Genomic DNA, 24,639 nt, shown 5'->3' on the forward strand with positions numbered 1-24,639 from the left:
GCCCTACCGCGCCCGGCTGGACACGGGGCCGGACGGGCCTCGACGGCGGACGGAGCTCGGGCGGATGGATGGCATGGCTTGGTTCCTAACAAATTCGCGACCGCCACCGCAAGCCGGCACCACGTTTTGCCGGTTGCTACTCAGCCACGGCGTCGCAATCTTGCAACAAAGAAGCCGTCGATTCCGCCGGCCTCCGCCAGCATGCCGGGCAGCGCACGGATCTCGCCGCGGGCGTTGAGAAGCGCGTCCAGGCCGTCCAGTTCCGCGGCGGCGATCGGCGCCCGCTCCACCCGGTCGTCGGCGGCCAGCAGCCGCTCGACCTGCGCCTCGCCCTCCTCGGGCTGCAGCGAGCAGGTGCAGTACACGAGCAGCCCGCCGGGCCGGACCAGCGCGACGGCGTGGGCGAGCAGGCGCCCCTGGGCGCGGCCCAGCTTGGCCACGTCCTCGGCGGACTTCAGGCGCTGCACGTCGGGGTGGCGGCGGATCGCCCCGGTGGCGGTGCAGGGCGCATCCAGCAGCACCGCGTCGGCCGGCTCCGCCGGCAGCCAGGTCGCGGCGTCGGCCTCCACCGTCTCCGCCGACAGGCGCAGCCGGGCGAGGTTCTCCGCCACCCGCTCCAGCCGTCGGGCCGAGCGGTCGAGGGCCACCACCGAGGCCCCGGCGGCGCTGAGCTGCGCCGTCTTGCCGCCGGGCGCCGCGCACAGGTCGTAGACGCGCTGGCCGCGCAGGTCGCCCATCACCTTGGCCGGCAGCGAGGCGGCCAGGTCCTGCACCCACCACGCCCCCTCCGCGAACCCGGGCAGCTCGGCCACCGCGCCGCCGGCGTCACGGCGCAGGGTGCCGGTGGGCAGCACGGTCGCCTCCAGCCGCTCGGCCCAGCCCTGCGGGTCGTCGCGCACGGTGAGGTCGAGCGGGGCCTCGCCCAGATGCGCCTCGACCATGGCGCGGGTGCGCGCGGTGCCGTAAGCCCGGCGCCAGGCCAGCCACAGCCAGTCCGGCGTGTTGAGCCGGCCGGCGTCCTGGGCGGCGACGATCGCCGCGCCCTCGCGGGCGAGACGGCGCAGCACCGCGTTGACGAGGCCCTTGTAGGGCGCCGCGCCGCGCTGCGTCGCCAGGCCGACCGCGGTGTCGACGGCGGCATGGGCGGGCGTGCCGAGGAACAGGAGCTGCGCCGCCCCCAGGCGCAGGATGTCGAGCACCGTCGCCTTGGGCATGCCGGGATTGGCCAGCGACGCCTCGACGGCGGCGTCGATCTGGCCGAGCCGCCGCAGCACGGTGGCCACCAGCAGCCGGGCGAAGGCACGGTCGCGCACCTCCAGGGCGCCCAGGCCCGGGTGGGCCTCGAACGACTCGTCGAGGGGCAGGGACTTGCGCAGCACGTCGCGCAGCAGGTCGAGGGCGACGGCCCGCGCGGCCAGGGTGGGTTCGGTCATGAAGGCGATGTAGCGCGCGCGGGCGGCGCTGTCGATGGGGATCGCACGGCCCGGCGCGGCGTCACCCCGGCGGGCTGCCCTGCTCCGGGTGCCGGCGCAGCCACGCCGCGGCGTAGCTGCACACCGGCACCACCCGGCACCCCTCGGCCCGGGCGAGCGCCATGATGCCCGCCATCAGCCGTCCGGCCGCCCCGGTGCCGCGCAGGGGCGGCGGCGCCTCGACGTGGCGGATGTGCAGCGCGCCGCCGATCCGCCGGTAATCGGCGAAGACGGTCATGCCGTCGACCTCCAGCTCGAATCGGCCACGCGCGGCCACGTCCCTCACCGGCTGATCCATGCCCTCTCCCGCTTCATGGCGAGGTGCGCCCGGGGTCATCACGTCCCACCCCCACCCTCTGTTCCCGGTCGCACCACCAATGCGCCCGAGGCGTCGATGCTGCCACTTTCGGCGTGGCGACCGCCATGTTCGGTTTGTTGAACGTCCCCGGTCACCGACCCATGTGTGGTCAAGGCCATCCGTCGATCCAGGGGACGCAGGGCATCACCATGTCGGATCTCATCACCACGGGCGTCGCCGGACTGGACCACGTGCTGCGCGGCGGGCTGCCGCGGGGCAACCTGCATCTTCTGCAGGGGCCGCCGGGCGCCGGAAAGACCACCTTGGCGCTGCAATTTCTGCGGGCCGGCGTGGCCGCCGGAGAGCGCGCCCTGTACGTGACCTTAAGCCAGACGACGGCGGAGCTGCACAAGATCGCACACTCCCATGGCTGGACGCTGGACGGGATCGACGTGGTGGAGCTGCATTCGCAGAGCGACATCGCCCGCGACGAGCAGACCATCTTCCAGACCTCGGATCTGCGCCTGGACCGCACGCGGTCGGCCATCGAACGGGCCGTCGCGACGGTCGCGCCGCAACGGATCGTCTACGACAGCCTGCTCGAAGTGCGGCTGCTGACGGCTGATTTCCCGCGCTACCAGCGCGAGCTGATCGGGCTGCGCACCTATCTCAGCGAACGGGGCATCACCGCGCTGCTGCTGGACACCGAGCCGGCGGGCGAGCCCATCCACGACACCCAGTCGCGCGGCGTGGTGCATGGCGTCCTGACCCTCGACAAGGCGCTGCCGGAGTTCGGGCGCGCCAGACGCCGCATCGAAGTGTCGAAGATGCGCGGCGTCGCGATCCTCGACGGCTGGCACGACATGGACATCCGCGAGGGCACCGGGGTCGTCGTGTTCCCGCGGGTCGTCGCCAGTTCGACCGACGGCACCCCCACCGTGGACCGGCAATCGGGCTCGCTCATCCGCTCCGGCCTCGATCGCCTGGACGGCGTGCTGGGCGGCGGCATGGAGCCGGGGACGACCACCATGGTGGTGGGGCAGGCGGGCACCGGCAAGTCGACGATCGCCTCCCTCTACGCGACCGCTGCCCTGGAGCGCGGGGAGGCGGTGTCGCTGTTCCTGTTCGAGGAGCGGCTGGAGACCTTCTTCCGGCGGTCCGAGGGGCTCGGGATGGCGCTGCGCCGCCATCATGACGCGGGAAGCCTCACCATCCACGAGTTCAACCCGGGCGAGTTCTCCGCCGGCGAGTTCTGCCAGATCGTCCAGACCGAGGCGCGCAAGCCCGACCTGCGGGTGATCGTCATCGACAGCTTCACCGGCTTCATGGCGTCCCTGTCGAACGAGCAGCAGGCGCTGTTCGACATCCAGGCGCTGCTGAAGTTCCTGGCCCGGCAGAACATCCTCACCATCCTCATCGTCGCCCAGCACGGTCTGCTGGGCCGTGGCCACGAGATCCGCCTCGACATGAGCTTCCTCGGCGACACCGTGCTGCTGCTGCGCATGAAGGAAGGCGAGCGCGGGCTGCGGCGCAGCATCGTCGCGGTGAAGAAGCGCCATGGACCGCACGCCCTGGCGGCGTACGACTTCGTGATCGAATCCAACCACGTGGACGTCGGCGACCCGCAGCCGGCGGGGGGCGATGACTGACGCCACGCCACGGGTCCAGCACGGGCTGCCCGCCGCCATCCTGGCGACGACGCGGCGCGCCGACGCCGAGGTGCTGGCCACCGCGCTGCGCCACGCCGGGCAGAACCCGGCGGCGCCCGCCGGCCTGCCGGAGATCATCGCCGCCTTGCCCGACGCCGGTTGCCTGGTGGTCGCCCAGGAGGCGCTGGGTCCCGGCTTCCTCGACGCGGTGGGCGAGGCGCTGGCGGCGCAGCCGGGCTGGTCGGAGCTGCCGATCCTGGTCCTCACGGCGGCCGAGGCGGACGGGCTGGCGATCCGCGACACCCTGGCCCGGCGCTGGCCGCATGTCCGGGTCACGGTCTACGCCCGTCCGGTCCAGCCGGTGGAGCTGCTGACCGGCGTCCAGCTGGCGGTGAGCACGCGCCTGAAGCAGTTCCGCATCCGCGACCAGCTGCTCCAGGAAACGGAGCTCCGCCGCGAGCTCAACCACCGCGTCAAGAACATCCTGGCGACGGTTCAGGCCATCGCCGCCATGTCGCGCCGCGGCGGCGGCCCGCCGGACTCGCTGTTCGACGACTTCCAGGCCCGCCTCGCCGCCCTGTCCACGGTGCACGCCATGCTCCACGACGAGCACCACGGCGGCGTCCCCTACGCCGTGGTGCTGGACGGCGTGATCAAGCCCTACGACGGCGCCGTCCGGGACCGGGTGACCGTGGAGGCGCCGGCCGCCCTTCTGACCCCCGAGGCGGCCAAGTCCCTGGCGCTGTGCCTGCACGAGCTGACGACCAACGCGGTGAAGTACGGCGCCCTGTCGGGGGCCGGCACCATCCGCACGACGCTCAGCGGCACCAACGACCTGGCAACCCTGCGGTGGGAGGAGCGGGACGGCCCGCCGGTGGTCGCGCCGACGCGCACCGGCTACGGAACGCGCTTTCTCTCCGGGGCGTTGCGCAGCCTCTTCAACGCCCGGCCGCGGCTGGACTACGACGCCGACGGCTTCCGCCTCGTCGCCTCGGGGCGGGCACCCACCCTGTTCCAGGTGTGACGGTGGCCGCTACGGGCCGGCGCGGCGCTGCGCCGGACCGACGGCGCGGGCCAGGTTGTGGGCGGAGTTCACCAGGGCGACGTGGGAAAAGGCCTGGGGGAAGTTGCCGAGCATGCGGCGGTGCACCGGATCGTACTCCTCCGCCAACAGGCCGACGTCGTTGGTCAGGCCCAGCAGGCGCTCGAACAGGGCGCGCGCCTCCTCGTGGCGGCCCAGCATGACCTTGGCGTCGACCATCCAGAACGAGCAGGCGAGGAAGCACCCTTCGCCGGGCGGCAGGCCGTCGATCGACGGGTCGGTGGGGTAGCGCACGACCAGCCCGTCCTGGGTGAGGTCGCGCTCGATCGCCGCCACCGTGCCGACGACCCGCGGGTCCTCCGGCGGCAGGAACCCGACCTGCGGGATCAGCAGCAGCGCGGCGTCGGGGTGACCGGCGCCGTAGTACTGGACGAAGCTGTTGCGCCGGCGGTCGAAGCCCTTCTCGCAGACCTCGGCGTGGATGCGCGCGGCGAGCGCGCGCCAGCGCTCCACCGGGCCGTCGAGGCCCAGGCCCTCGACCGCCTTGACGGCGCGGTCCATGGCGACCCAGGCCATGATCTTGGAGTGGGTGAAATGGCGCGGCGGCCCGCGCACCTCCCACAGGCCGTTGTCGGCGTCCTGCCAGACCTCCTCAAGGTAGTGCAGCAGCGCCCGCTGCACCCTCCAGCCGTAGTCGTCGGCCTCCACCCCGCTGCGCCGGGCGAGGTGGAAGGCGTCCATGATCTCGCCGACCGCGTCGAGCTGGCGTTGGTCGTAGGCGCCGTTGCCGATGCGCACCGGCGCGCTGCCCTGGAAGCCGGCGAGCCACGGCAGCTCGCGCTCGTCCAGGCGGCGCTCGCCGGCCAGCCCGTACATGATCTGGAGCTGCGACGGCATCCCGGCCACCGCGCGCATCAGCCATCCCCGCCACGCCTTGGCCTCCTCGCGGTAGCCGGAGGTGAGCAGCGCGTAAAGGGTGAAGGTGGCGTCGCGCACCCAGCAGTAGCGGTAGTCCCAGTTGCGCGAGCCTCCCATCTTTTCCGGAAGCGAGGTGGTGGGTGCGGCGACGATCCCGCCGGTCGGCTCGTAGGTCAGCGCCTTCAGGGTGATCAGCGAGCGGTGCACCGGCTCGCGCCAGGGCCCCTCGTACTGGCACTGCGACGACCACCGCCGCCACCACGCCTCGGTCTCGCGCAGCAGGTCGTCGGGGTCCTCCGGGACGGGTTCGGGCCGGTGGGAGGGGTGCCAGGTGAGGGTGAAGGGCATCCGCTCCCCCTCCCCCACGCTGAACCGGGCGGCGGTGTGGTAGTCGGCCCCCTGCGGGATGGCCGGGGTGTGCAGATGGACGGAATCCGGGCCGGCGACCGCCACCACGCCGTCGCGGCTGCGCCGCACCCACGGCACCACGGAGCCGTAGTCGAAGCGGAACACCAGGTCCATCTCCAGCGCGACGCGGCCGCGCCGGCCCTCGACCACGCGCACCAGGTCGGCGCGGATGTCGGCGGTCTGGGGTGGCATGAAGTCGATCACCGCCACCACCCCGTCAGCGGTCTCCAGCTCGGTCTCCAGGACCAGGGTGCCGTCGCGGTAGGACCGGCGCGTCGCCCGCACCGGGGCGGTCGGGGCGATCCGCCAGCGGCCGTTCTCGGCGTCGCCCAGCAGGCCCGCGAAGCAGGCGGGGGAGTCGAAGCGCGGCAGGCACATCCAGTCGATCGACCCGTCGCGCCCCACCAGGGCGGCCGTGTGCGTGTTGCCGATGAGGGCATAGTCTTCGATGCGGGTGTTCATGCAGACAACAACGGTGTGGCTCGGCCAGGTTCCCGCCGCCGCGCGGCCAGGCCGGCGGCACGGGGGACGGTGCGGCGGCACGGGGGACGGTGCGGCGGGCCGGGCGGGCGGGCTCAGCCGCGGCGCGCCAGCAGAGACAGGCCGGTCGCGGCGTCGGTCTGGCGCACCAGGTGGCCCGGTGTTTCGGTGACGATCACCTCCAGCGTCGGCCGCACCGCGGCCTCCAGCAGGTGCCCGGCGACGGCGCGGCCGTCGCGCAGGCCGAGCACCAGGTGGACGTGCAGCTTGGGCGCCCCCTCGAAGCAGGTGAGGTTGCCGACCAGCGCCGCGACCTCCGCCTGCTCCTCCACCGGGATGCGCACGTAGTCCTTGGCCGCCATGTCGAAGAAACCGAGGGTGGCGCCGGAAAAGGCGCCCACCGCGGTCATGCTGGCGGCGCCGATGCCGTGCTCCCGGGCGAAGGCCTTGAGGCCGGCCAGGGGGTCGTCGCCGTCGCCGAAGACGACGGCGTGGATGCGGGGGTTGGCGTCCTGCAGGACGGTGACCTTCATCGTTGTGTCCTCCGCTGGTGGGGCGTCAGGCCCTGCGCCAGGACCTCCGGCAGGGTGACGGCGCGGCGGCCGCCGCCGGGGGCGGTCAGGGCCTGGTTGATCTGCTCGCGGCAGCTGAAGCCGTCGGCGATCACGAGGTCGGCGTCGGTCTTGCGCACCGCCGGCAGCAGCACCTGCTCGGCGATGGTCATGGACACCGGGTATTTCGCGGTCTCGTAGCCGAACGCGCCGGCCATGCCGCAGCACCCGCTGTCGAGCAGCTCGGCGTCGACGCCGGCGCGTGCCAGCACGGCGCGGTCGGCCTCCATCCCCATCACCGCCGTGTGGTGGCAGTGGCCATGCACGATGGCGCTCGTGCCCAGGGTGGGCCAGGGCAGGTCGGCGCCGTAGCGGTGCAGGAACTCGGCCAGGGTCAGCGTGCGGCCGGCCAGCCGCTCCGCCTCGGCGTCGCCGGGGAAGAGGTTGACCAGCTCGTCGCGCAGCACGCTGAGGCAGCTCGGCTCCACCCCCACGACCACGGCCCCGGCGTCGAGACGCGGCTTCAGCGCGGCCATGATCCCGGCGAGGTGGCGCCGCGCCTCGTCGAGCCAGCCGAAATCGTAGAGCGGGCGGCCGCAGCACAGGTTGCGCCGGGCGATCTCGACGGGGTGGCCGGTGGCGTTCAGGACCGTGTTGGCGGCCTCCAGGACCCAGGGCGTGAAGTGGTTGTTGAAGCTGTCGGTCCACAAGATGACCGGCACCCGGCCCGGCGTGCCGCGCGCCGGGCGGAAGCGCGGCCGGAAGGGGCGGTGGAAGGCGGGCACCGCGCGGTCGGGGTGGATGCCGGCGCCCCAGCGGGCCAGGCGGCCGAGCCCGGGGGTCTTCACCACGGCGTTGGGCAGCCAGGGCAGCGGCGCGAACAGGCGGGCCCACTGGTGGATGCGCCCCATGACGTAGCCGGCCCGCGGCCGGAGCCGGCCGGCGAAGTGGTGGGCCAGGAACTCCGCCTTGTAGGTCGCCATGTCGACGTTGACCGGGCAGTCGCTCTTGCAGCCCTTGCAGGCGAGGCAGAGGTCCAGGGCCTCGTGCACCGCCTCGCTCCTCCAGCGCTCCCGGATCGGGTCGCCCATCATCATCTCCTGGAGGAGATGGGCACGGCCGCGGGTCGAGTGCTTCTCCTCGCGGGTCGCCTTGAAGGACGGGCACATGGTGCCGCCGTACTCGGCGTGGCGCCGGCACTTGCCGACGCCGACGCAGCGCAGGGTGGCGCGGGCGAACGAGCCCCCGTCCTCGGGAAAGCCGAAATGGGTGTCGAGGTCGGGCGGGCGGTAGCGCGTGCCCATGCGCAGGTGGCTGTCCAGGGGGTAGGCGTGGACGACGCGTCCGGGATTCATCCGGTTGCCGGGATCCCACACCGCCTTGAAGCGCTCGAAGGCGCGGACGATGCGCTCGCCGTACATCACCGGCAGCAGCTCGGCCCGGGCCAGCCCGTCGCCGTGCTCGCCCGACAGGCTGCCGTCGTAGCGGGCGACCAGTTCGGCCGCCGCGCGCATGAAGCGGCGGAAGCGGCGGATGTCCTCCTCGCTGTGCAGCCCGAAGTCGATGCGGGTGTGGATCAGCCCGTCGCCGAAATGGCCGTACATGGCGCCGTGGAGGTCGAACCGCGCGTAGAGCGCCTTGAGGTCGCGGATGTAGTTGCCGAGGTCCTTGCGGTGGACCGCGGAATCCTCCCACCCCGGCCAGGTGTCGCGCTTGGCCCCCGGCACGAAGGCGGTGGCGCCGAGGCCGGACTCGCGCACCCGCCACAGCGCCTGCTGATCCTCCGGCCGGACGTGCAGCGCCAGGCCGCGGACATGGGCGCTGCCGGCCAGCGCGTCCTTGAGCCGCTCCGCCGCCGCCGCCGCGTCCTCCGCGCTGTCCCCGCCGAACTCCGCCAGCAGCCAGTTGTCGCCCTCGGGCAGAAGGTGGATGTCGGCGGTGTGCAGGCATTTCCGGCGCATGTTCTGGACGAGGCGCTCGTCGATGCCCTCCACGCCGATGGGGCCGTACTCCAGCAGGCGCGGCACGACATCGGCGGCGCAGGCGAGGTCGTCGAAGCCGATGGCCAGCAGCACGCGGTGCGCCGGGTCGGGCACCAGACGGACGGTGGCGTTCAGGATGGTGACGCAGGTCCCTTCCGTCCCCACCAGGGCGCGGGCCAGGTGAAAGCCGTTCTCGGGCAGCAGCTGGTTCAGCGGATAGCCCGAGACCCGGCGGGGAATGTCGGGAAAGCGGCGGCGGATCTCGTCGGCGTCAGCGTCGCGCAGGTCGCGCAGGGCGGAATAGATGGCCCCCAGCCGTCCCCCCCCGGCGATCAGCCGCTCCAGCTCGCGCTCGGGCGTCGGCCCGACGGTGAGGCGGAGCCCGTCGTAGGTGACGATGTCCAGGGACTCCACGTTGTCGATGGTCAGCCCGGCCATCACCGCGTGAACCCCGCCGGAGTTGTTGCCGATCATGCCGCCCAGCGTGCAATGGTCGTGGGTCGCCGGGTCCGGTCCGAAGGTCAGCCCGTGCGGCGCCGCGGCACGGCGCAGGTCGTCGAGCACGCAGCCCGGCTCCACCGTGGCACGGCGGTTGGCCGGGTCGAGCTCGACGATGCGGTTGCAGTGCTTGGAGCTGTCGATGACCACCGCCGTGTTGCAGGTCTGCCCCGCCAGCGCGGTGCCGCCGCCGCGGTGGACGATGGGCGCACCGTGGCGGGCGCACGCCGCCACCGCGTCGCGGATCGCCTCGACGTGGCGGGGCACCACCAGACCGATCGGGACCTGCCGGTAGTTGGAGGCGTCGGTGGCATAGAGGGCGCGGCTGCCGGCGTCGAACCGCACCTCGCCGTCGACAGCGCGGCGCAGGTCGGCGGCCAGGGCGTCGACGTCGACGTGACGGGCGAGGGTGTCGGGCATGGCGTCCCCGGGAGCAAGGGCGGGCGGCGGGCGGCGGGCGGCGGGCGCAAGGAGTCGGCCAGCGGGCCTGATCCCTCAACCGCAAGGGCGGCGGTTGCGTTGCCGGCGCAAAAGCGGGATGGGGGTGCCCCCGTCCGGGGGAGGGGGCGGCCGACCGTGCCCCACCCCGTGCCTGACCAACGGCCAGGGCCATGTTCCACCAACGCGGGAATGGACAGATCCGGAGTGCAAGGCCTATAGCTGGTCGCCTAAGGACGTTGCGCCGACTCCTGCGTTTTCTTACTCTGATTTTAACCTTTCTTTTCTGCCGAGCGCGCACACTGGCTGCTTGATGAATGAGGGTCCGCGATGTCGACAGCGCCGGGCTTCGGGTCGAATCCGCAGCGTGCGAAAATGACCCAGAGCCAGCTCAACGCCATCCTGCTGCGCCACCAGGCGTTCCGGAAAAGCCAGCCGGGCGGCGCCCGCGCGAACCTCAAGATGCAGGACCTGTCGCACCTCGACCTGACGGGGATCGACCTGTCCGACGCCGACCTGTCCGGGGCCAAGCTGTACAGCGCCCGCCTCGCCGGCGCCAATCTGCAGAACGCGAACCTCTATGCCGCCGACCTGCGCCTGGCCAACCTCGAGAAGGCCGACCTGCGGCGTGCCGATCTGCGCGGCGCGTGCCTGCGCGGTGCGGTGCTGAGCGATGCCTCCCTGGTCGAGGTCGACCTGCGCGACGGCACGCTGCTGCACTACGGCAACAACGGCGTGATGCGCGAGCACAGCTTCGACAACGGGGTCATCACCTCCGAGCTGACGGCGGCGACGGTGCGCGGGGCCGACCTGTCGCGGGCCAAGCTGGCGAACGCCTTCGTCATGCAGACCGACATGACCGACGCGGTGTTGCGCGGCACCAAGTTCATGCGCGCCAACCTGACCAACGCCAACATGACGGGCTGCGACCTGACCGACGCCGACCTGTCCGAGGCCAACCTGTCGGGGGTCCGGCTGTCGGGGGCGGTGCTGACCGGGGCGGCCATCAACCGTGCCAACTTCACCAACACGGTGCTGATCGGCGCGATCCTCGACGCCGCCCAGCTGCGCTCCCCCAACCTCAGCGGCGCCGTGCTCGCCAAGGCGATGGACAACCCGGAGAAGGAGCTGCGGGAGATCCTGGCCGCCCACATCGCCTGGATCGACAGCGGCGGCAAGGCCGGCAAGCGTGCCGACCTGTCCGCGCTGGACCTGTCGGGGCAGAGCCTCGACGGCCTCAACCTCTCGGCCGCGGTGCTCCAGTGCATCACGCTGCGCGGCGCCTCGCTGATCGGGGCGACGCTGGCCATCGCCGATCTGTCGCTGTCGGACCTGCGCAAGGTCGACTTCACCGACGCCGACCTGCGCGGCGTGAACCTCGAACGGGCGACCCTGTCCAACGCCAACCTCACCAACGCCCGGCTCGGCCCGGTGCACATCAACACCATGAGCGGCCACGTCTGGCGCGCCAACCTGCAGCGCGCCCGCATGAGCATGGCGATCCTCAATGGCGCCGACCTCAGCAAGGCCAACCTGGCCGGCGCGAACCTCACCGGCGCCGACCTGCGCGGTGCCAGCCTGGCGGGCGCCGATCTCACCGGCGCCGATCTCACCGGGGCCGACCTCACCGGGGCGAGCCTCGCCGGGGCCCGGACCACCGACGCGCTCGGCCTGCCGGCTCCGGCGGAGACCTGACGGCGCCGGTGCGCCCGCCGGGCGGCGCCCACGCTCAGTCGCGGCGGCGCAACAGGTAGAAGACGTAGTCGAAGCTGGCGCCGAACCGCCGCCACACGTCGATCTCCGCCGCCTCGGCGTCCAGCACGGCGGTCCACGCGGGGTCGCCGGCGTGGCGCTCCCGCCGCTCGGCGATGCGCTCCTCCAGCGGCCCGTAATACTCGTCCCACCACGCGGCGCGCGGCAGCGCGACGGTGTCGAGCACCGCATAGCCCAGGCGTTGGGCGGCGGCCCGGTTGGCCGCGTCGTCGCGCATGGCCGGGTAGGCGTCGGCCCAGAACGCGGCCGCACCGGCCGGCGGCGTCCCGGTGCGCCAGGTGAGCTCGCTGACCGCGGCCAGGCCGCCCGGGCGCAGCAGCCGGCGCCAGCGCTCCAGACCGGCGTCGAAGCCGGCGATGTAGATCGCGCCTTCCGCCCACAGCAGGTCGAAGCGCTGCGCCGGCAGCTCGCCCAGGTCGAGCATCGAGCGCCGTTCCACCGCCACCCGCCGGCCCAGGCCGGCCTCGGCGATGCGGCGCCGGGCCTCGGCCAGATAGGGCGGGTGGGTGTCGATGCCGGTGACCCGGCCGGTGGTGGCCCGGCCCAGCACCATCAGCGAGCGGCCGGGGCCGCAGCCGATGTCCAGCGCCTCGGGCGCGTCGGGCAGGCCGTGGGACCGCAGGCGGCGCAGCGCCTCCCCGGTGGCCGCGTCGGAGCCGGGGGCCTGGCGCGGCAGCCCGTCGTGCAGATCCAGGACGCGCGCCATGTCCATGCCCGCTACTCCCCGCTCGCCTCGATGCGGTCCATGTCGTCGTCGGAGAAGCCGAAATGGTGGCCGATCTCGTGGATCAGCACGTGGCGCACCACGTGGAACAGGTCCTCGCCGGTCTCGCACCAGTAGTCGAGGATCGGCCGGCGGTACAGGAAGATGGCGTCGAGGTCGGTGCGGACCTGCGAGACGCTCTGCTGCGTCATGCCGATGCCGCGGTAGAGCCCCAGCAGATCGAAGGGACTCTCCAGCTCCATGTCGCGCTCGGTCTCCGCGTCGGGGAACTCCTCGACGCGGATCACCACGCCGCGCACGTGGCCGCGCAGCGCCTCGGGGATCGTGGCGAGGGCATCCTCCGCCATCGCCTCCATCTCGACCAGCGAGGGCGGGTGCAGCGGCGGGCGGGGCGGGGCATCCTGCGTCATGGCGCGCACCCTAGCCGAGCTTGACCCCCGCGCCAAGCGGCGCTAAGCCGGATCCCCTTTTGCCAACCACACGAAAACACGGGAGGAGCGGCCATGTCCGAGAAGCTGGTGGGCGTGAAGCGCCAGTCGGCGCTGAAGGAACTGCACGGCTGGGCCGAGGTCCTGGAGCGCGACGCGATCCGCAAGACCTATCATCTCCCGAGCTTCGCGGCCGCCTGGGGCTTCATGAGCCAGGCCGCCCTGATGGCCGAGAAGATGGATCACCACCCCGAATGGTTCAACGACGTCGGCCGGGTCGAGGTCATCCTCTACACCCGGTCCGTCGACGGCGTGACCGGCAAGGACGTGGAGTTCGCCCACCGCCTCGACCAGATGGCCCCGCTGCACGACCGCTGAGCCGGACCGCCCCGGCCCCGACGCCTCAACGGGGCCGGCGCACCGGGGCGATGTGGTCGGTGACCAGGACGCCGATGGTGCCGAGCAGCCCGGCCAGGACCACTGCCTCGGCGGCGCCGACCCAGGGGGCCACGGCGGCGACACCGTCGCCCGTCACCCCGCCGGCCAGCGCGGCGTGAAGGAACACGAGCGTGAACGCCGCGCTCAGGACGAGGATCGCGGCGAGGCTACCGAGGCGCGGATGCGGCCGGCCGCCCGCTTGCGGCCTGCCGACCACGGCAAGCGCATTGCTGGTTTCAATGATCATTCCCAGTCCCTATGTATTGATCGCGTCACGCGACTTCCGCGTCACAACGCGGACAGTGCCGGACCCCGATCCAACACGCCACATGCACCCGCGAAAACCGATTCATTTGAAACAAAACCGCGTTCCGCAGGTGTAGTCACCGACATCATACCTGATTTTCTTTTCACTTCATGCGCAACCGGAGTTACACACTGTCGCAGGGATTCACCCACCCGGCCGACTCGGCAAACCCCCCATACATAAAGATATCTTTATGCTTGCATGCCGAGCGGCGCGCTGCTACACCCTGGACCCCAGGGGCACGGCGCCCGCGCGGACGCCCGCCCGCCCATCGAACTGCGCTCCAGGAGACCTCCATGCCCGACGCCGCGACCTTCACGGACTACAAGGTCAAGGACATCTCGCTTGCCGGCTGGGGCCGCAAGGAGATCGCCATCGCCGAGACCGAGATGCCGGGCCTGATGGCCCTGCGCGAGGAGTACGGCGATTCCAAGCCGCTGAAGGGCGCCCGCATCGTCGGTTGCCTGCACATGACGATCCAGACCGCGGTGCTGATCGAGACGCTGACCCATCTGGGCGCGACGGTCCGCTGGTCCTCGTGCAACATCTTCTCCACCCAGGACCAGGCCGCCGCGGCCATGGCCGCCGCCGGCATCCCCGTGTTCGCCTGGAAGGGCGAGACGGAGGAGGAGTTCTGGTGGTGCATCGAGCAGACGCTGCGCGGCCCGGCCGATGGTCCCTTTGCCGGTTGGACGCCGAACATGATCCTGGACGACGGCGGCGACGTCACCCAGATCATGCACGAGAAGTACCCGGAGATGATGAAGGACGTGCGCGGCCTGTCGGAGGAAACGACGACCGGTGTGCACCGCCTCTATGAGATGATGAAGAAGGGCACGCTGCTGGTGCCCGCCATCAACGTCAACGACAGCGTCACCAAGTCGAAGTTCGACAACCTCTACGGCTGCCGCGAGAGCCTGGTGGACGGCATCAAGCGCGCCACCGACGTGATGATGGCCGGCAAGGTCGCGGTGGTCGCCGGCTACGGCGACGTCGGCAAGGGCTCGGCCGCGTCCCTGCGCAGCCAGGGCGCCCGCGTCATGGTGACCGAGATCGACCCGATCACCGCGCTCCAGGCGGCCATGGAAGGCTACCAGGTGGTGACGATGGACGAGGCCGCGCCGCTGGGCGACATCTTCGTCACCTGCACCGGCAACGTCGACGTCATCACGTTGGACCACATGCGGGTGATGAAGGACCGGGCCATCGTCTGCAACATCGGCCACTTCGACAGCGAGATCCAGATCGACTCGCTCAAGAACCTGGTGTGGGACGAGGTGAAGCCGCAGGTGGACGAGGTCGTGTTCCCCGACGGCAAGCGCCTGATCGTGCTGGCCAAGGGCCGCCTGGTGAACCTGGGCTGCGCGACCGGCCATCCCAGCTTCGTGATGAGCGCCAGCTTCACCAACCAGGTGTTGGCCCAGATCGAGCTGTGGAAGAACCACGCCAACTACGAGCGCAAGGTCTACGTGCTGCCCAAGCACCTGGATGAGAAGGTCGCCCGTCTGCACCTGGAGAAGATCGGCGCCAAGCTGTCGACCCTGAGCGACAAGCAGGCCGCCTACATCGGCGTCGACGTCGCCGGCCCCTACAAGCCGGACCACTACCGCTACTGACGCCGCCGCCACGCACGCCAACGTCCCGGCGCGCCGGACCAGCCCCCCTCCGCACGGAGGGGGGCTTTTTCGTGGCTCAGCGCACCACCATCGGGGCGAGGTCGCGGCGGATGCCGGCGTCGAGGCGGGCGTCCACGTCCTCCACCAGGCGGCGGGTCAGCTCCTGGAGCGCGGCCTCGCGGGCCGCCAGGGAGACGTCCTCCGGCACCGTGGTCGACTGGGTGGCCACGGCCTTGGCGAAGCCGCCGAAGCTGGTGGTCGCCCCGGCCCGCGCGCCATGCACCTCGACCTCGAGGCGGCCGTCGTAGCGCTGGGCCTGGTCCTTGGTGAAGAAGCCCTTGATCCCCTCGGTGCGCGGCAGCGCCACCTCGACGATGCTGGCGTCCTTGACCACGACCTGCACGCTGCCGGCCTGTCCGGCCGCCTGCAACCGCTGCGCCGTCCATTGGCGCATCGCCGCCAGGGGCGACGTCGGCGCGCTGCCCTCGACGCGGCCGGCGTCGCTGGAAGGTCGGGTGGAGTCGACGAATCCGACGCTGGCGGCGTTCAGCAGGATCGGGCCTCGCTGCGAATAATCCAGCGGCCGGGGCACGGCCGGTGGCGGCGTGCTTTGGCAGGCGGCGAGGACTGTCAGGCCGATGACAGTCAGCAACAATCGGCGATGGAGCATGGCGGATCCGAGGCAGAGTGTCCAAAGGACAGCAGTGTAGCACAAGGCCGGTCATCCCCGACGCCTCCCGCGTCGATGCCCGAAATCCGCACAGAAGGCCTGACTGTTCTCGAAATAATGAAGCACGCACAGCGGATGTCCACTGCCTGCTACCGGTTCGCCACCGCTCGCTTTGATATTCGAATCCGTCTCAGGATCTCAATGCGGCCCCAAGTCTGAACGCCGACTCGCCCATGCTGAATTGTGTGCCAAGGCGAGACCGTTCCGGCTCTCTCTTTTCGCATACATACATCGATATGGCGAAAAAATGCCACGCACGGTCAAACGCTAGTTAAATTTTTTTGCGATTGAATTCGAAAGGAAAATTTGTAAGCGTGTCATACACGCTAACGACGTATTTTTTGCAAGCAGGCATTGAAGATGCGATTATGGTCTGGTATGGCTCCCTTACTGATGGCCCCGACGCGATCCAGGTTCCTACCTCTGGTACTTATGCGGGTGACTGGTACGTCGACGCATGGGGCGGAGCGGACACCGTCATCGGCGGTTTGGGAAACGACACGTTGGTAGGATGGGATGGGAACGATCGTCTCGTCGGTCTCGGCGGCGATGACGACCTGTTCGGCCTGAACGGCAACGACTGGCTATACGGCGACACGGGCAGCGACTACCTTGACGGCGGTGCCGGCACGGACATTTTGTATGGCAACAGCGGCAATGATTACCTCTGGGGCGGCGGCGCGCCGGCCGGGTTCGACAACAACGCGGACGTCCTCATCGGCGGCAGCGGCAACGACCTCTACGGCCACGACTTTTCCCTTGGCGGGGTCACCTACATCGATGATGTCAGCGGATCGGAATTCAACAACGGGGACATCCTTTATCTGCTGAATGCAGATTCGTTGTTTCTCCGATGGGGGAATGATCAGTCCACGCTCTTCATCTATGAGTCCGGGGAGTGGGACGATGGCACGTTCGACAACGGGGTGGTGATCCACGGTGCCCTGACGAATACAGGCGCGCTAGGCGTCGGCACCATTGAGAACGCCTACGTAGACGGCGGCTACATCGCCGGCTGGACCAATATCGTGCAGGACGGCTGGATCGGCGAGTTCGGCTGAGAACGCCAGCACAGGCGCCGAGCCGACGGGCTCGGTCGGTGGAGAGGACAGGTGTGATCATGGACATTGCAAGTGTTCCCCCAAGCGCGGTAGCCGGCGTCGGTCAGCGCACGAAGGCCCCGCTCTCAACGACGCAGCCACCCGCCGGGACGTCGGCCACGGCCCGTGGCGGGGCCAGCGGCGATACTGTGTCGCTGAGCCCGTTGGCGTCGTCGTTGCACGACGAGTCGCTGACCGCCTTCAACGCGCTGTCGCCCGAAATGCAGGCGCAGATCTCTTCCCTGGTCGACGGTGGCCAGTTATCCGGAGACGAGGTCCACGAAGCTCTCAAACACCGCCTGAAAGAGGCGCGAGCAAACGCCTATTTCGGCACGTTCCGAATGGCGGCCAACGAGCATCCCGAGGTGTCAACCGCCAACGGCTCCAGCCTCGACGACTTCCGAAATGTGTTGACCGCAACGTCAGAGCGCCGCGCCGGCCTTATGGCCCAACTCACAGCCCTCGAACAGGCCGGACAGGTCGGATCCGATGCCTACGCCTCCCTATCCGCGACGCTGACGGCCTACAACCGTAACCCCCAGCTCAACGACTCCGGCCGCGTTGGCCTCAATCCGTACGGTGGGGTCGATTTCGACGAATCCCGGCTGATGCACACCGAGGCCGAGATGACAGCCGCGCACGCGCTCAAGGCGACTGGCATCGACCTCGGCGCCATCGACCGAGCGCTGCGGTCCCTGGGAGAAAAGGACGCCGCGGCGATCCTCGCCGAGAAACTGGGCCGATCGCCGGCCGCTCCCGTTGCCGCCGACCCCGGATTCGATCGCGACCGGGCCTTCATGAAGGGTTTCTCGCCCAACCTGTTCACCAGCCCTCCGGCCAGCAAGGCGAGCGGCCCGGCCAGCTCCGGCGAGCCGCTTCAGGAGGTGACGTTCATCGACGGGGTGTTCCAGGCCACCGGGCGGACGGTGTGGCGGAGCGCACCGGAAAGCCATCGCATCGAACTCGGGCCCCAGCCGGCGGCAAATACAGCCGATCTGGAGGCCCGGCGCCGGTATTTCGACGAGGTTCGCGCCCGCTACTGACCCCTCACGCGTCTTTCACCCTGTAGACGTCGTCGAGGTCGGCGTCGGTGAAATTGTAGGCCGTGGAGCAGAACTGGCAGACCACCTCCACGGTGTTGTCCGCCACCCGCAGGGTCTCCACCTCGGCGCGCGGCAGGCCGGTGAGCATGCCGACCACCCGCTCACGCGAGCAGCGGCAGCCGAAGCGCAGGTGGTTGGGCGACCACACCCGCACGCCGTCCTCGTGGAACAGGCGGAACAGCAGGTCGCTGGCCGCCAGGCCCGGCGCCAGCATCTCCTGCGGCGTCGTGCTGGACATCAGCACCATGGCGCGGCGCCAGTCGTCCTCGCGGTCGCTGCCGAGCGCCGCGGCCCCCGGCTCCGGCGGCAGGCGCTGCAGCATCAGGGCGCCGGCGCGCCAGCGCCCGTCGACCTTGCCGGCGTGCACCGCCAGGCCGGTGTCGATCTGCTCCGACTGGCGGAAATAGTGCTGCACGCAGTCGGCCAGCGTCTTGCCGTAGAGCGCGACGATGCCCTGGTAGCGGTCGGTGTTGCCGCCCTGGTCGACGGTAAAGGCGATGTGGCCCTTGCCCAGCAGCGCCGGCGCCGGGGCGATGGCGATGTCGTCGGCCGCCGCCGCCACCGCCGCCTCGTCGAACTGGGCGTAGGCGCGTACGTCGCCGACCGAGGTGATGTCCGCCACCATCAGGCGGATCGGTCCGTCGCCCTTGGTCTGCAGGGTGAACACCCCCTCGTACTTCAGCATGCTGGCGAGCGCCACGGCGAGCGCCGTGGTCTCGGCCAGGAACTGCGCCACCGCGTCCGGGTAGGCGTGACGGGTCAGGATCTCGTCCAGGCTGTCGCCCAGCTTGACGAGGCGGCCGCGCAGGCGCGACGCCTCGATCTGGAAGGACTGGACGAGGTCGTCGTTCCCCGGATGGGAGGGGCCGGGGTGGGAAACCGGGGTGTCGCTCATGCTGTTCCGATCGGACTTGGGGCTCAGGCCTCCAGGCACCAGGCGAGGATGGCCTTCTGGGCGTGCAGGCGGTTCTCGGCCTCGTCCCACACGACGGATTGCGGCCCGTCGATGACGCTGTCGGTCACCTCCTCCCCGCGGTGGGCGGGGAGGCAGTGCATGAACAGCGCATCCGGCTTCGCCAGGGCCATCAGATGGTCATTCACCTGGTAGGGTGCCAGCCGGTCCAAGCGGGTCTGCCTTTCCGCTCCCTCATGGTTCATCGACGTCCAGGTGTCGGTGACCACGCAGTCGGCGCCGCGCACCGCTGCCGCCGCGTCCTCCACATGGAAGACGCGGCCCCCCTCGCCCGCCGCCCACGCCATCAGCTCGCGCGGCAGGCACAGGGCGTCGGGGCAGGCGACCCGAAGCTCGAAGCCGAAGCGGACGGCGGCGTGCACCCAGCTCGCCGCCACGTTGTTGCCGTCGCCGCTCCACGCCACCACGCGGCCCTGGATGGGGCCGCGGTGCTCCTCGAAGGTCAGCACGTCGGCCATGATCTGGCACGGGTGGGACTCGTTGGTGAGGCCGTTGATGACCGGCACGCTGGCGTGGTCCGCCAGCTCGCGCAGGCGGTCCTCGCCGCTGGTGCGCACCATGATGGCGTCGACGTAGCGCGACAGGACACGGGCGGTGTCGGCCACGGTCTCGCCGCGGCCGAGCTGCATGTCGTCCTGCTTCAGCACCAGGGCGTCGCCGCCGAGCTGGCGCATGCCGACCTCGAAGGACACGCGGGTGCGGGTCGACGGCTTCTCGAAGATCATCGCGAGCGTGCGGCCGCGCAGCACGTCGCGGAACGCCGCACGGTCGCGCTTCATCGCCACCGCGCGGTCGAGGATGCGGCGCAGGGTGGTGGTGTCGTGGTGGTCGAGGTCGAGGAAATGGCGCGGCGCGGTCATGCCGCCATCTCCCGTGCCACGCCGTCCAGCACCGCCAGCGCCTCGGCCACGTGCGGCTCGCCGATGATGAGCGGCGGCAGCAGGCGCACGACGTTGTCGCCGGCCGGGACGCTGAGCAGCCCGCCGGCGCGCAGGCGCGCCACCACGTCGGTGTTGGCCGCCACGCAGGCCAGCCCCAGCATCAGCCCCATGCCGCGGACCTCGCGGAACACCTTGGGATGGCGGGCCACCAGCTCCTCCAGCCCCTGGTGCAGGCGGGCGCCGACGCGCACCACCCCGTCCAGGAATCCCGGCTCCAGCGCCAGGTCCAGGACCGCGTCGCCCACCGCCATCGCCAGCGGGTTGCCGCCATAAGTGCTGCCGTGGGTGCCGGCGTTCATGCCGACGGCCGCCGCCTCGGTCGCCAGGCAGGCGCCCAGCGGGAAGCCCCCGCCGATGCCCTTGGCCACCGCCATGACGTCGGGCGTGATGCCGGCCCATTCGTGGGCGAACAGCTTGCCGGTGCGGCCCATGCCGGTCTGGATCTCGTCCAGGAACAGCAGGATGCCGTACTCGTCGCAGACCTCGCGCAGCCCCTTCAGGAAGCGGTCGTCGCCGACGCGGATGCCGCCCTCGCCCTGCACCGGTTCGACGCAGATCGCCGCGGTCTCGTCGGTGATGGCGTTGCGCACCTCGTTCAGGTTGCCGAAGGCGACCTGGTCGAAGCCGTCCACCAGGGGGCCGAAGCCCTTGACCAGCTTCTCCTGCTTGGCGGCGGAGATGGCCGTCAGGGTGCGGCCGTGGAACGCCTGCTCGAAGGTGACCACGCGCCAGCGCTGCGGGTTGCCGGTGGCGCTGTGGTACTTGCGGCAGACCTTCAGCCCGCACTCCCACGCTTCCGCACCGGAATTGGTGAAGAACACGGTGTCGGCGAAGGTGTTGGCCACCAGCCGCTCGGCCAGCCGCTCCTGCCCGGCGACCCGGAACAGGTTGGAGGTGTGCCACACCTTGTTGGCCTGCCGGGTCAGCGCCTCGACGAGATGGGGATGGGCGTGCCCGAACGCCGTCACGGCCACGCCGGCGGCGAAATCCAGGTATCGTCGCCCGGCCGTATCGAAGAGATACGGGCCTTCGCCCCGCTCGAACACGACGTCGGCGCGGGAGTACGTGGGCATGACGACCGGAATCACGGCAGGGATCTCCCCAAAGACAAAAGTCCCGGCGGACAGGGTGCCCGCCGGGAAACGGCCAATATCGGGAGATCTCCGGGTGCTGTCAACGGAGGTTTTTCGGCCTCAGGCCTTGAGCCGGTACCCGGTCGCCAGCATCCGCCAGGCGAGCAGCCAGAGGGCCGCGTTGGTCGCCAGCATGACCACCACACCGACCGCCAGCGTGCCGTCGGACTGGCCGATGAAGCCGTACCGGAAGCCGTCGATCATGTAGAAGAACGGGTCGAAATGGGCGATCCACCAGAACGCCGTGGGCAGCGATTCCACCGAGTAGAAGGTCCCGGACAGGAAGGACAGCGGCGTCACCACGAAGTTGGTGACGGCGGCGATGTGGTCGAACTTCTCCGACCAGATGCCGCCGATGAGGCCGAGCAGCGACAGCAGCATCGACGCCATGACCGCGTGGAACACCACGAAGCCGAGGCTGGCGATGCCCAGCGGCACGAACAGGGCGATCGCCACCGTCGCCACCAGGCCAACCGCCAGGCCCCGCGTCACGCCGCCCATCACGAAGCCCAGCACCAGTTCCAGCGGCGACAGCGGCGGCATCAGCGTGTCGACGATGTTGCCCTGGACCTTGGCGATCACCACCGACGAGGAGGTGTTGGCGAACGCGTTCTGGGTCATCGTCATCATGACCAGACCGGGCGCCAGGAACAGCATGTAGGGCACGTCGCCCATGGAGCGCCCGGCGCCGCCGAGCGCCAGGGCGAACACCGCGTAGAACAGCAAGGTGGTGACCACCGGGGCCCAGATCGTCTGCTGGTGCACCTTGATGAACCGGCGCACCTCGCGCAGGTAGAGAGTCCACAGGCCGATCCAGTTGACCGTCCCGACGGTGCGCGGCAGGGGAGGAAGAGGATGTGTCATCACGGCCCGTTCGGCGCTAGGGTGGCGGGGGTTAACTAAGGCGGCACCCCGGTCGGGGCAACCGCCGGGCACGCGAGGCAGCCATGAGCGCGAGAGCGGGCGCACGACCGGGGACCGCGGCACCGACCCGGCGCGAGCCGCGGCGGGTCACGCCGCAGTACCTGGAGAACGCGGCGCTGCACTACCTGGAGCGCTTCGCCAGCTCCACCGCCAACCTGCGGCGCGTGCTGATGCGCAAGGTCGACCTGTCGGCCCGCGCCCACGGCACCGACCGCGAGGAGGGGGCCGCCTGGGTCGATGCGCTGCTCGCCCGCTACCGGGCGAGCGGCCTGCTCGACGACGCCGGCTACGCCGAGATGCGCGCCGGCTCGCTGCACCGCCGCGGCGCGTCCACCCGGGCGATCCGGGAGAAACTGGCCGCCAAGGGCGTGGCCGCAAGCGAGGTCGCCGCCGCCCTGGACCGGCTCGACGGCGACACCGACGGCAGCCTCGACGCCGCCGCCGCCCTGGCCCTGGCCCGCCGCCGCCGGCTCGGCCCGTTCCGCGCGGCGGACACCCGGGCGGCGCTGCGCGACAAGGACCTGGCGGCGCTGGGCCGCGCCGGCTTCGACTACGCCACCGCGCGGCGGGTGGTCGACGCCGCCACCCCGGAGGACCTGGAGGCCCCGGACGACCAGGCGTGACGGCCTGGACGGCCGATCGCGCGCGCCAACGCCGAAAGCCGTCGCAGCCCCTCGCGAGGGGGCCGGACGGCGTCGGTTGGGCGTCGCGGATCCCGGCCTTGCGCCTGTCCGGGGCCGTGCCCCGGATCCGGGGCTTACGCCTCGGCGGTGACGGCCTGGGCCTTGGCGATGCGGCGCTTCACGCGGCGCGCGTCGAGGCTCAGCACCTCGTCCTTCGCGTCGAGCAGGAAGGCGTCGAGGCCACCCTTGTGCTCGATCGAGCGGATGGCGTTGGTGGAGACGCGCAGGCGCACCATCTGGTTCAGCGTGTCGCTGAGCAGCGAGGTGATCTGCAGGTTCGGCTGGAAACGCCGGCGGGACTTGTTGTTGGCGTGGCTGACGTTGTTGCCAAACTGCGTGCCCTTGCCGGTCACGGAGCACCGACGAGCCATCGGACTGTTCCTTTTATCGATTAGCACATGAAACCCGGTTCCGGACGGTGCTCCGCCCGAGAGAGGCGGCGTTATAGTCGAACACCCGCGCGTCCGTCAAGGAGGGAGTCCCGGCCGGGCGCATCACCGCAGGTTCAGGTGGAAATGGTGCGCCACGAACTGCTTGAAGCCGCGGACGGTGGCCAGGGCCGCGTTCAGGCGGTCGCGCGCCGGCCGCTCCAGCGCCGCGGGGTGGACCAGGTTGTCCACCGCCGATCCGCCGGCGGCGGCGAGGTGCGCCTCGAGTCGCAGCACGGACAGCGTGGTGAAGGCCTCCGCCAGCGCCGCCGCCTGGGCCGCGTCGAGGACGCCGCGCTCGCCCAGCGCGCGCAGCCGCGCCAGGGTGTTGACCTGGGGCAGGCGCGCCTCCAGGGCCAGGGCCCGCACCCCGTGCACCAGGGGAAAGACGCCGGCCTTCTTGATGTCCACGGGGCGCGAGCGACGCCAGTCGAGCAGGCCGCCGAAGCGGCCCCCCGGGGTGTCGAACGCCAGCGCCGGGCGGGCGAAATGGTAGAAGAACGCCTGGTTGGCCTGCACGCGCTCCAGCAGCCAGCCCCGCGCCGCGTCCAGCAGCGCGGCGTCGCCGGCGACGGCCGAGGCGTCGTAGAAGATCGCGAGGTTGAGCGGCGCCGTGTCGTCGGGCCGGTGGATCCAGTGGAGGATGGCGTCCTTGTAGCCCGCCAGCGGGCGTGCCCAGTGCGGGTTGGACACCATGACACCGCCGGGACAGGGCGGGTAGCCGAAGGCGGCGAGGTTCCCGGTGAAGGCGCGCAGCACCCCCTCCAGCGCGGCGCAGGTGTAGCCGTCGCGCAGGATCAGGCCGTTGTCCTGGTCGGTCCTGAGCAGTTGCTCGCCCCGCCCCTCGCTGCCCATGACGATCAGGCAGGCGTTGGCCAGCAGGTCGGGCGGCGCCAGCAGCTCGAACAGGCGGCGGAAGACCTTGCGGTTCAGTTCCGTCACCAGCTCGGCGATGAACGGCATCTTGACCCCGGTGGCGTGCAGGGTGCGGATCAGGCCGACCGTGTCCCGGCTCGCCCGGGCCAGGTCCTCCGGCCCGGCGGCCCGCGCCACCGCCAGGGCGAGGACTTGGGAATGGTGTGACAGCGCGCCCAGCAGCTCGGTCTGCTCCAGCACGCCGACGATGGCGCCGCCGGCCGCCGCGTCGGTGACGACGACGCGGCGCACCGAGTGCCGGGCCATGACGATCAGCGCGTCGAACAGCAGGTCGTCGGCGTCGCGGGCGATCAGGTCGTAGCGGGCGTGGGGTCCCACCGGCGCCGAGGACGGCACCCCGTCGATCACCACGAGGTCGCGCAGGTCGGTGCCGGTGAGGATGCCGGTGCGCACGCCGTCGCCGACCAGCACCGCCCGGGCCCGCCGGTCGCGCATCGCCACGGCCGCGTCGCGCAGGCTGGCGGCGGCGTCGACGCGGACGGGGGATTGCAGGTGCGCCTCGCGGATGCGGGCCACCGCCAGCGCCGCCATCTCGCGTTCGGCGCGTTCGTCGGCCGGTGGGCGGTCCGCCGTCAGGCAACCGGCCGGCCGGTCGACGGCGGTGGGCGCTTCGGACATGGCATCCGGCTCCCCGGTTTGGCAAGGCACCGCCGCCCGCCCGCGGGC

The 24,639-nt window shown here is 71.1% G+C and carries 23 protein-coding genes; 8 read left to right on the top strand and 15 right to left on the bottom strand.

Annotated features, from left to right (window positions below; all coding sequences use genetic code 11):
- Positions 1 to 140: 140 nt before the first annotated feature.
- Positions 141 to 1,433: an RsmB/NOP family class I SAM-dependent RNA methyltransferase gene (locus AC6H2I_RS20165; protein WP_497502492.1), complete on the bottom strand. Its 1,293-nt coding sequence runs from the start codon at positions 1,431 to 1,433 to the stop codon at positions 141 to 143.
- A gap of 61 nt (positions 1,434 to 1,494) precedes the next feature.
- Positions 1,495 to 1,770, bottom strand: a complete 276-nt coding sequence (locus tag AC6H2I_RS20170) for a GNAT family N-acetyltransferase (protein ID WP_497502493.1) — start codon at positions 1,768 to 1,770, stop codon at positions 1,495 to 1,497.
- Between the two features lie 209 nt (positions 1,771 to 1,979).
- Here AC6H2I_RS20170 and AC6H2I_RS20175 point away from each other — a divergent pair, with 209 nt between their 5' ends.
- Positions 1,980 to 3,419 (top strand): DUF7125 family protein, encoded by a 1,440-nt coding sequence (locus AC6H2I_RS20175; RefSeq protein WP_497502494.1) that lies wholly within the window; start codon positions 1,980 to 1,982, stop codon positions 3,417 to 3,419.
- Positions 3,412 to 4,443, top strand: a complete 1,032-nt coding sequence (locus tag AC6H2I_RS20180; RefSeq protein WP_497502495.1) for a sensor histidine kinase — start codon at positions 3,412 to 3,414, stop codon at positions 4,441 to 4,443. Before AC6H2I_RS20175 ends, AC6H2I_RS20180 begins: the two co-directional genes overlap by 8 nt.
- A 9-nt stretch (positions 4,444 to 4,452) precedes the next feature.
- Here AC6H2I_RS20180 and AC6H2I_RS20185 read toward each other — a convergent pair whose 3' ends face one another.
- The 3 genes from AC6H2I_RS20185 to AC6H2I_RS20195 all read right to left on the bottom strand — a co-directional run bounded on the left by AC6H2I_RS20185 (position 4,453) and on the right by AC6H2I_RS20195 (position 9,718).
- A complete protein-coding gene (locus tag AC6H2I_RS20185) occupies positions 4,453 to 6,249 on the bottom strand; it encodes a glycoside hydrolase family 15 protein (protein ID WP_497502496.1) in 1,797 nt (598 codons plus the stop codon).
- A 113-nt stretch (positions 6,250 to 6,362) separates the two neighbouring features.
- Entirely contained in the window at positions 6,363 to 6,800 is a 438-nt protein-coding gene (locus tag AC6H2I_RS20190) for a PPC domain-containing DNA-binding protein (protein WP_497502497.1), read from the bottom strand.
- Positions 6,797 to 9,718, bottom strand: coding sequence for an FAD-binding and (Fe-S)-binding domain-containing protein (locus AC6H2I_RS20195; RefSeq protein WP_497502498.1), 2,922 nt, complete (start codon positions 9,716 to 9,718; stop codon positions 6,797 to 6,799). Before AC6H2I_RS20195 ends, AC6H2I_RS20190 begins: the two co-directional genes overlap by 4 nt.
- Before the next feature lie 393 nt (positions 9,719 to 10,111).
- Between AC6H2I_RS20195 and AC6H2I_RS20200 the strand changes: the two genes are divergently transcribed.
- Positions 10,112 to 11,431, top strand: a complete 1,320-nt coding sequence (locus AC6H2I_RS20200) for a pentapeptide repeat-containing protein (RefSeq protein ID WP_497502499.1) — start codon at positions 10,112 to 10,114, stop codon at positions 11,429 to 11,431.
- A gap of 34 nt (positions 11,432 to 11,465) precedes the next feature.
- Here the strand turns inward: AC6H2I_RS20200 and AC6H2I_RS20205 are convergent, their stop codons facing one another.
- Entirely contained in the window at positions 11,466 to 12,221 is a 756-nt protein-coding gene (locus AC6H2I_RS20205; RefSeq protein WP_497502500.1) for a class I SAM-dependent methyltransferase, read from the bottom strand.
- A gap of 5 nt (positions 12,222 to 12,226) precedes the next feature.
- Positions 12,227 to 12,580, bottom strand: coding sequence for a metallopeptidase family protein (locus tag AC6H2I_RS20210; protein ID WP_497502583.1), 354 nt, complete (start codon positions 12,578 to 12,580; stop codon positions 12,227 to 12,229).
- 156 nt (positions 12,581 to 12,736) lie between these two features.
- Here AC6H2I_RS20210 and AC6H2I_RS20215 point away from each other — a divergent pair, with 156 nt between their 5' ends.
- A complete protein-coding gene (locus AC6H2I_RS20215; RefSeq protein WP_497502501.1) occupies positions 12,737 to 13,039 on the top strand; it encodes a 4a-hydroxytetrahydrobiopterin dehydratase in 303 nt (100 codons plus the stop codon).
- Positions 13,040 to 13,064: 25 nt separating this feature from the next.
- Here AC6H2I_RS20215 and AC6H2I_RS20220 read toward each other — a convergent pair whose 3' ends face one another.
- Positions 13,065 to 13,346 (bottom strand): hypothetical protein, encoded by a 282-nt coding sequence (locus tag AC6H2I_RS20220; RefSeq protein ID WP_497502502.1) that lies wholly within the window; start codon positions 13,344 to 13,346, stop codon positions 13,065 to 13,067.
- A 356-nt stretch (positions 13,347 to 13,702) separates the two neighbouring features.
- Here AC6H2I_RS20220 and ahcY point away from each other — a divergent pair, with 356 nt between their 5' ends.
- A complete protein-coding gene (gene ahcY / locus AC6H2I_RS20225; protein WP_497502503.1) occupies positions 13,703 to 15,022 on the top strand; it encodes an adenosylhomocysteinase in 1,320 nt (439 codons plus the stop codon).
- A gap of 76 nt (positions 15,023 to 15,098) precedes the next feature.
- Here ahcY and AC6H2I_RS20230 read toward each other — a convergent pair whose 3' ends face one another.
- Complete coding sequence (locus AC6H2I_RS20230; RefSeq protein ID WP_497502504.1) at positions 15,099 to 15,692, bottom strand: YajG family lipoprotein; 594 nt, start codon at positions 15,690 to 15,692, stop codon at positions 15,099 to 15,101.
- Positions 15,693 to 16,066: 374 nt separating this feature from the next.
- On the opposite strand from AC6H2I_RS20230, the gene AC6H2I_RS20235 reads away from it, so the two are divergent.
- Entirely contained in the window at positions 16,067 to 16,813 is a 747-nt protein-coding gene (locus tag AC6H2I_RS20235) for a calcium-binding protein (protein ID WP_497502505.1), read from the top strand.
- Between the two features lie 53 nt (positions 16,814 to 16,866).
- On the top strand, positions 16,867 to 17,895 hold the full coding sequence (locus AC6H2I_RS20240) for a hypothetical protein (protein ID WP_497502506.1): 1,029 nt from the start codon (positions 16,867 to 16,869) through the stop codon (positions 17,893 to 17,895).
- A gap of 4 nt (positions 17,896 to 17,899) precedes the next feature.
- Here AC6H2I_RS20240 and hslO read toward each other — a convergent pair whose 3' ends face one another.
- The 4 genes from hslO to AC6H2I_RS20260 all read right to left on the bottom strand — a co-directional run bounded on the left by hslO (position 17,900) and on the right by AC6H2I_RS20260 (position 21,866).
- Positions 17,900 to 18,850, bottom strand: coding sequence for an Hsp33 family molecular chaperone HslO (hslO, locus tag AC6H2I_RS20245; RefSeq protein ID WP_497502507.1), 951 nt, complete (start codon positions 18,848 to 18,850; stop codon positions 17,900 to 17,902).
- Positions 18,851 to 18,873: 23 nt separating this feature from the next.
- Positions 18,874 to 19,788, bottom strand: coding sequence for an ornithine carbamoyltransferase (gene argF, locus AC6H2I_RS20250; protein ID WP_497502508.1), 915 nt, complete (start codon positions 19,786 to 19,788; stop codon positions 18,874 to 18,876).
- Positions 19,785 to 20,957, bottom strand: a complete 1,173-nt coding sequence (locus AC6H2I_RS20255; RefSeq protein ID WP_497502509.1) for an aspartate aminotransferase family protein — start codon at positions 20,955 to 20,957, stop codon at positions 19,785 to 19,787. Before AC6H2I_RS20255 ends, argF begins: the two co-directional genes overlap by 4 nt.
- Positions 20,958 to 21,062: 105 nt before the next feature.
- Positions 21,063 to 21,866, bottom strand: a complete 804-nt coding sequence (locus AC6H2I_RS20260; protein ID WP_497502510.1) for an ABC transporter permease — start codon at positions 21,864 to 21,866, stop codon at positions 21,063 to 21,065.
- Between the two features lie 83 nt (positions 21,867 to 21,949).
- Between AC6H2I_RS20260 and AC6H2I_RS20265 the strand changes: the two genes are divergently transcribed.
- A complete protein-coding gene (locus AC6H2I_RS20265) occupies positions 21,950 to 22,549 on the top strand; it encodes a regulatory protein RecX (RefSeq protein ID WP_497502511.1) in 600 nt (199 codons plus the stop codon).
- Positions 22,550 to 22,683: 134 nt separating this feature from the next.
- Here AC6H2I_RS20265 and rpmB read toward each other — a convergent pair whose 3' ends face one another.
- Together rpmB and AC6H2I_RS20275 are read right to left on the bottom strand one after the other, a co-directional pair.
- Complete coding sequence (gene rpmB, locus AC6H2I_RS20270; RefSeq protein ID WP_497502512.1) at positions 22,684 to 22,980, bottom strand: 50S ribosomal protein L28; 297 nt, start codon at positions 22,978 to 22,980, stop codon at positions 22,684 to 22,686.
- A gap of 123 nt (positions 22,981 to 23,103) precedes the next feature.
- Positions 23,104 to 24,591, bottom strand: a complete 1,488-nt coding sequence (locus tag AC6H2I_RS20275; protein WP_497502513.1) for a DUF294 nucleotidyltransferase-like domain-containing protein — start codon at positions 24,589 to 24,591, stop codon at positions 23,104 to 23,106.
- Positions 24,592 to 24,639 lie beyond the last annotated feature (48 nt).

The organism is Azospirillum sp. NS33 (genome assembly GCF_059703765.1).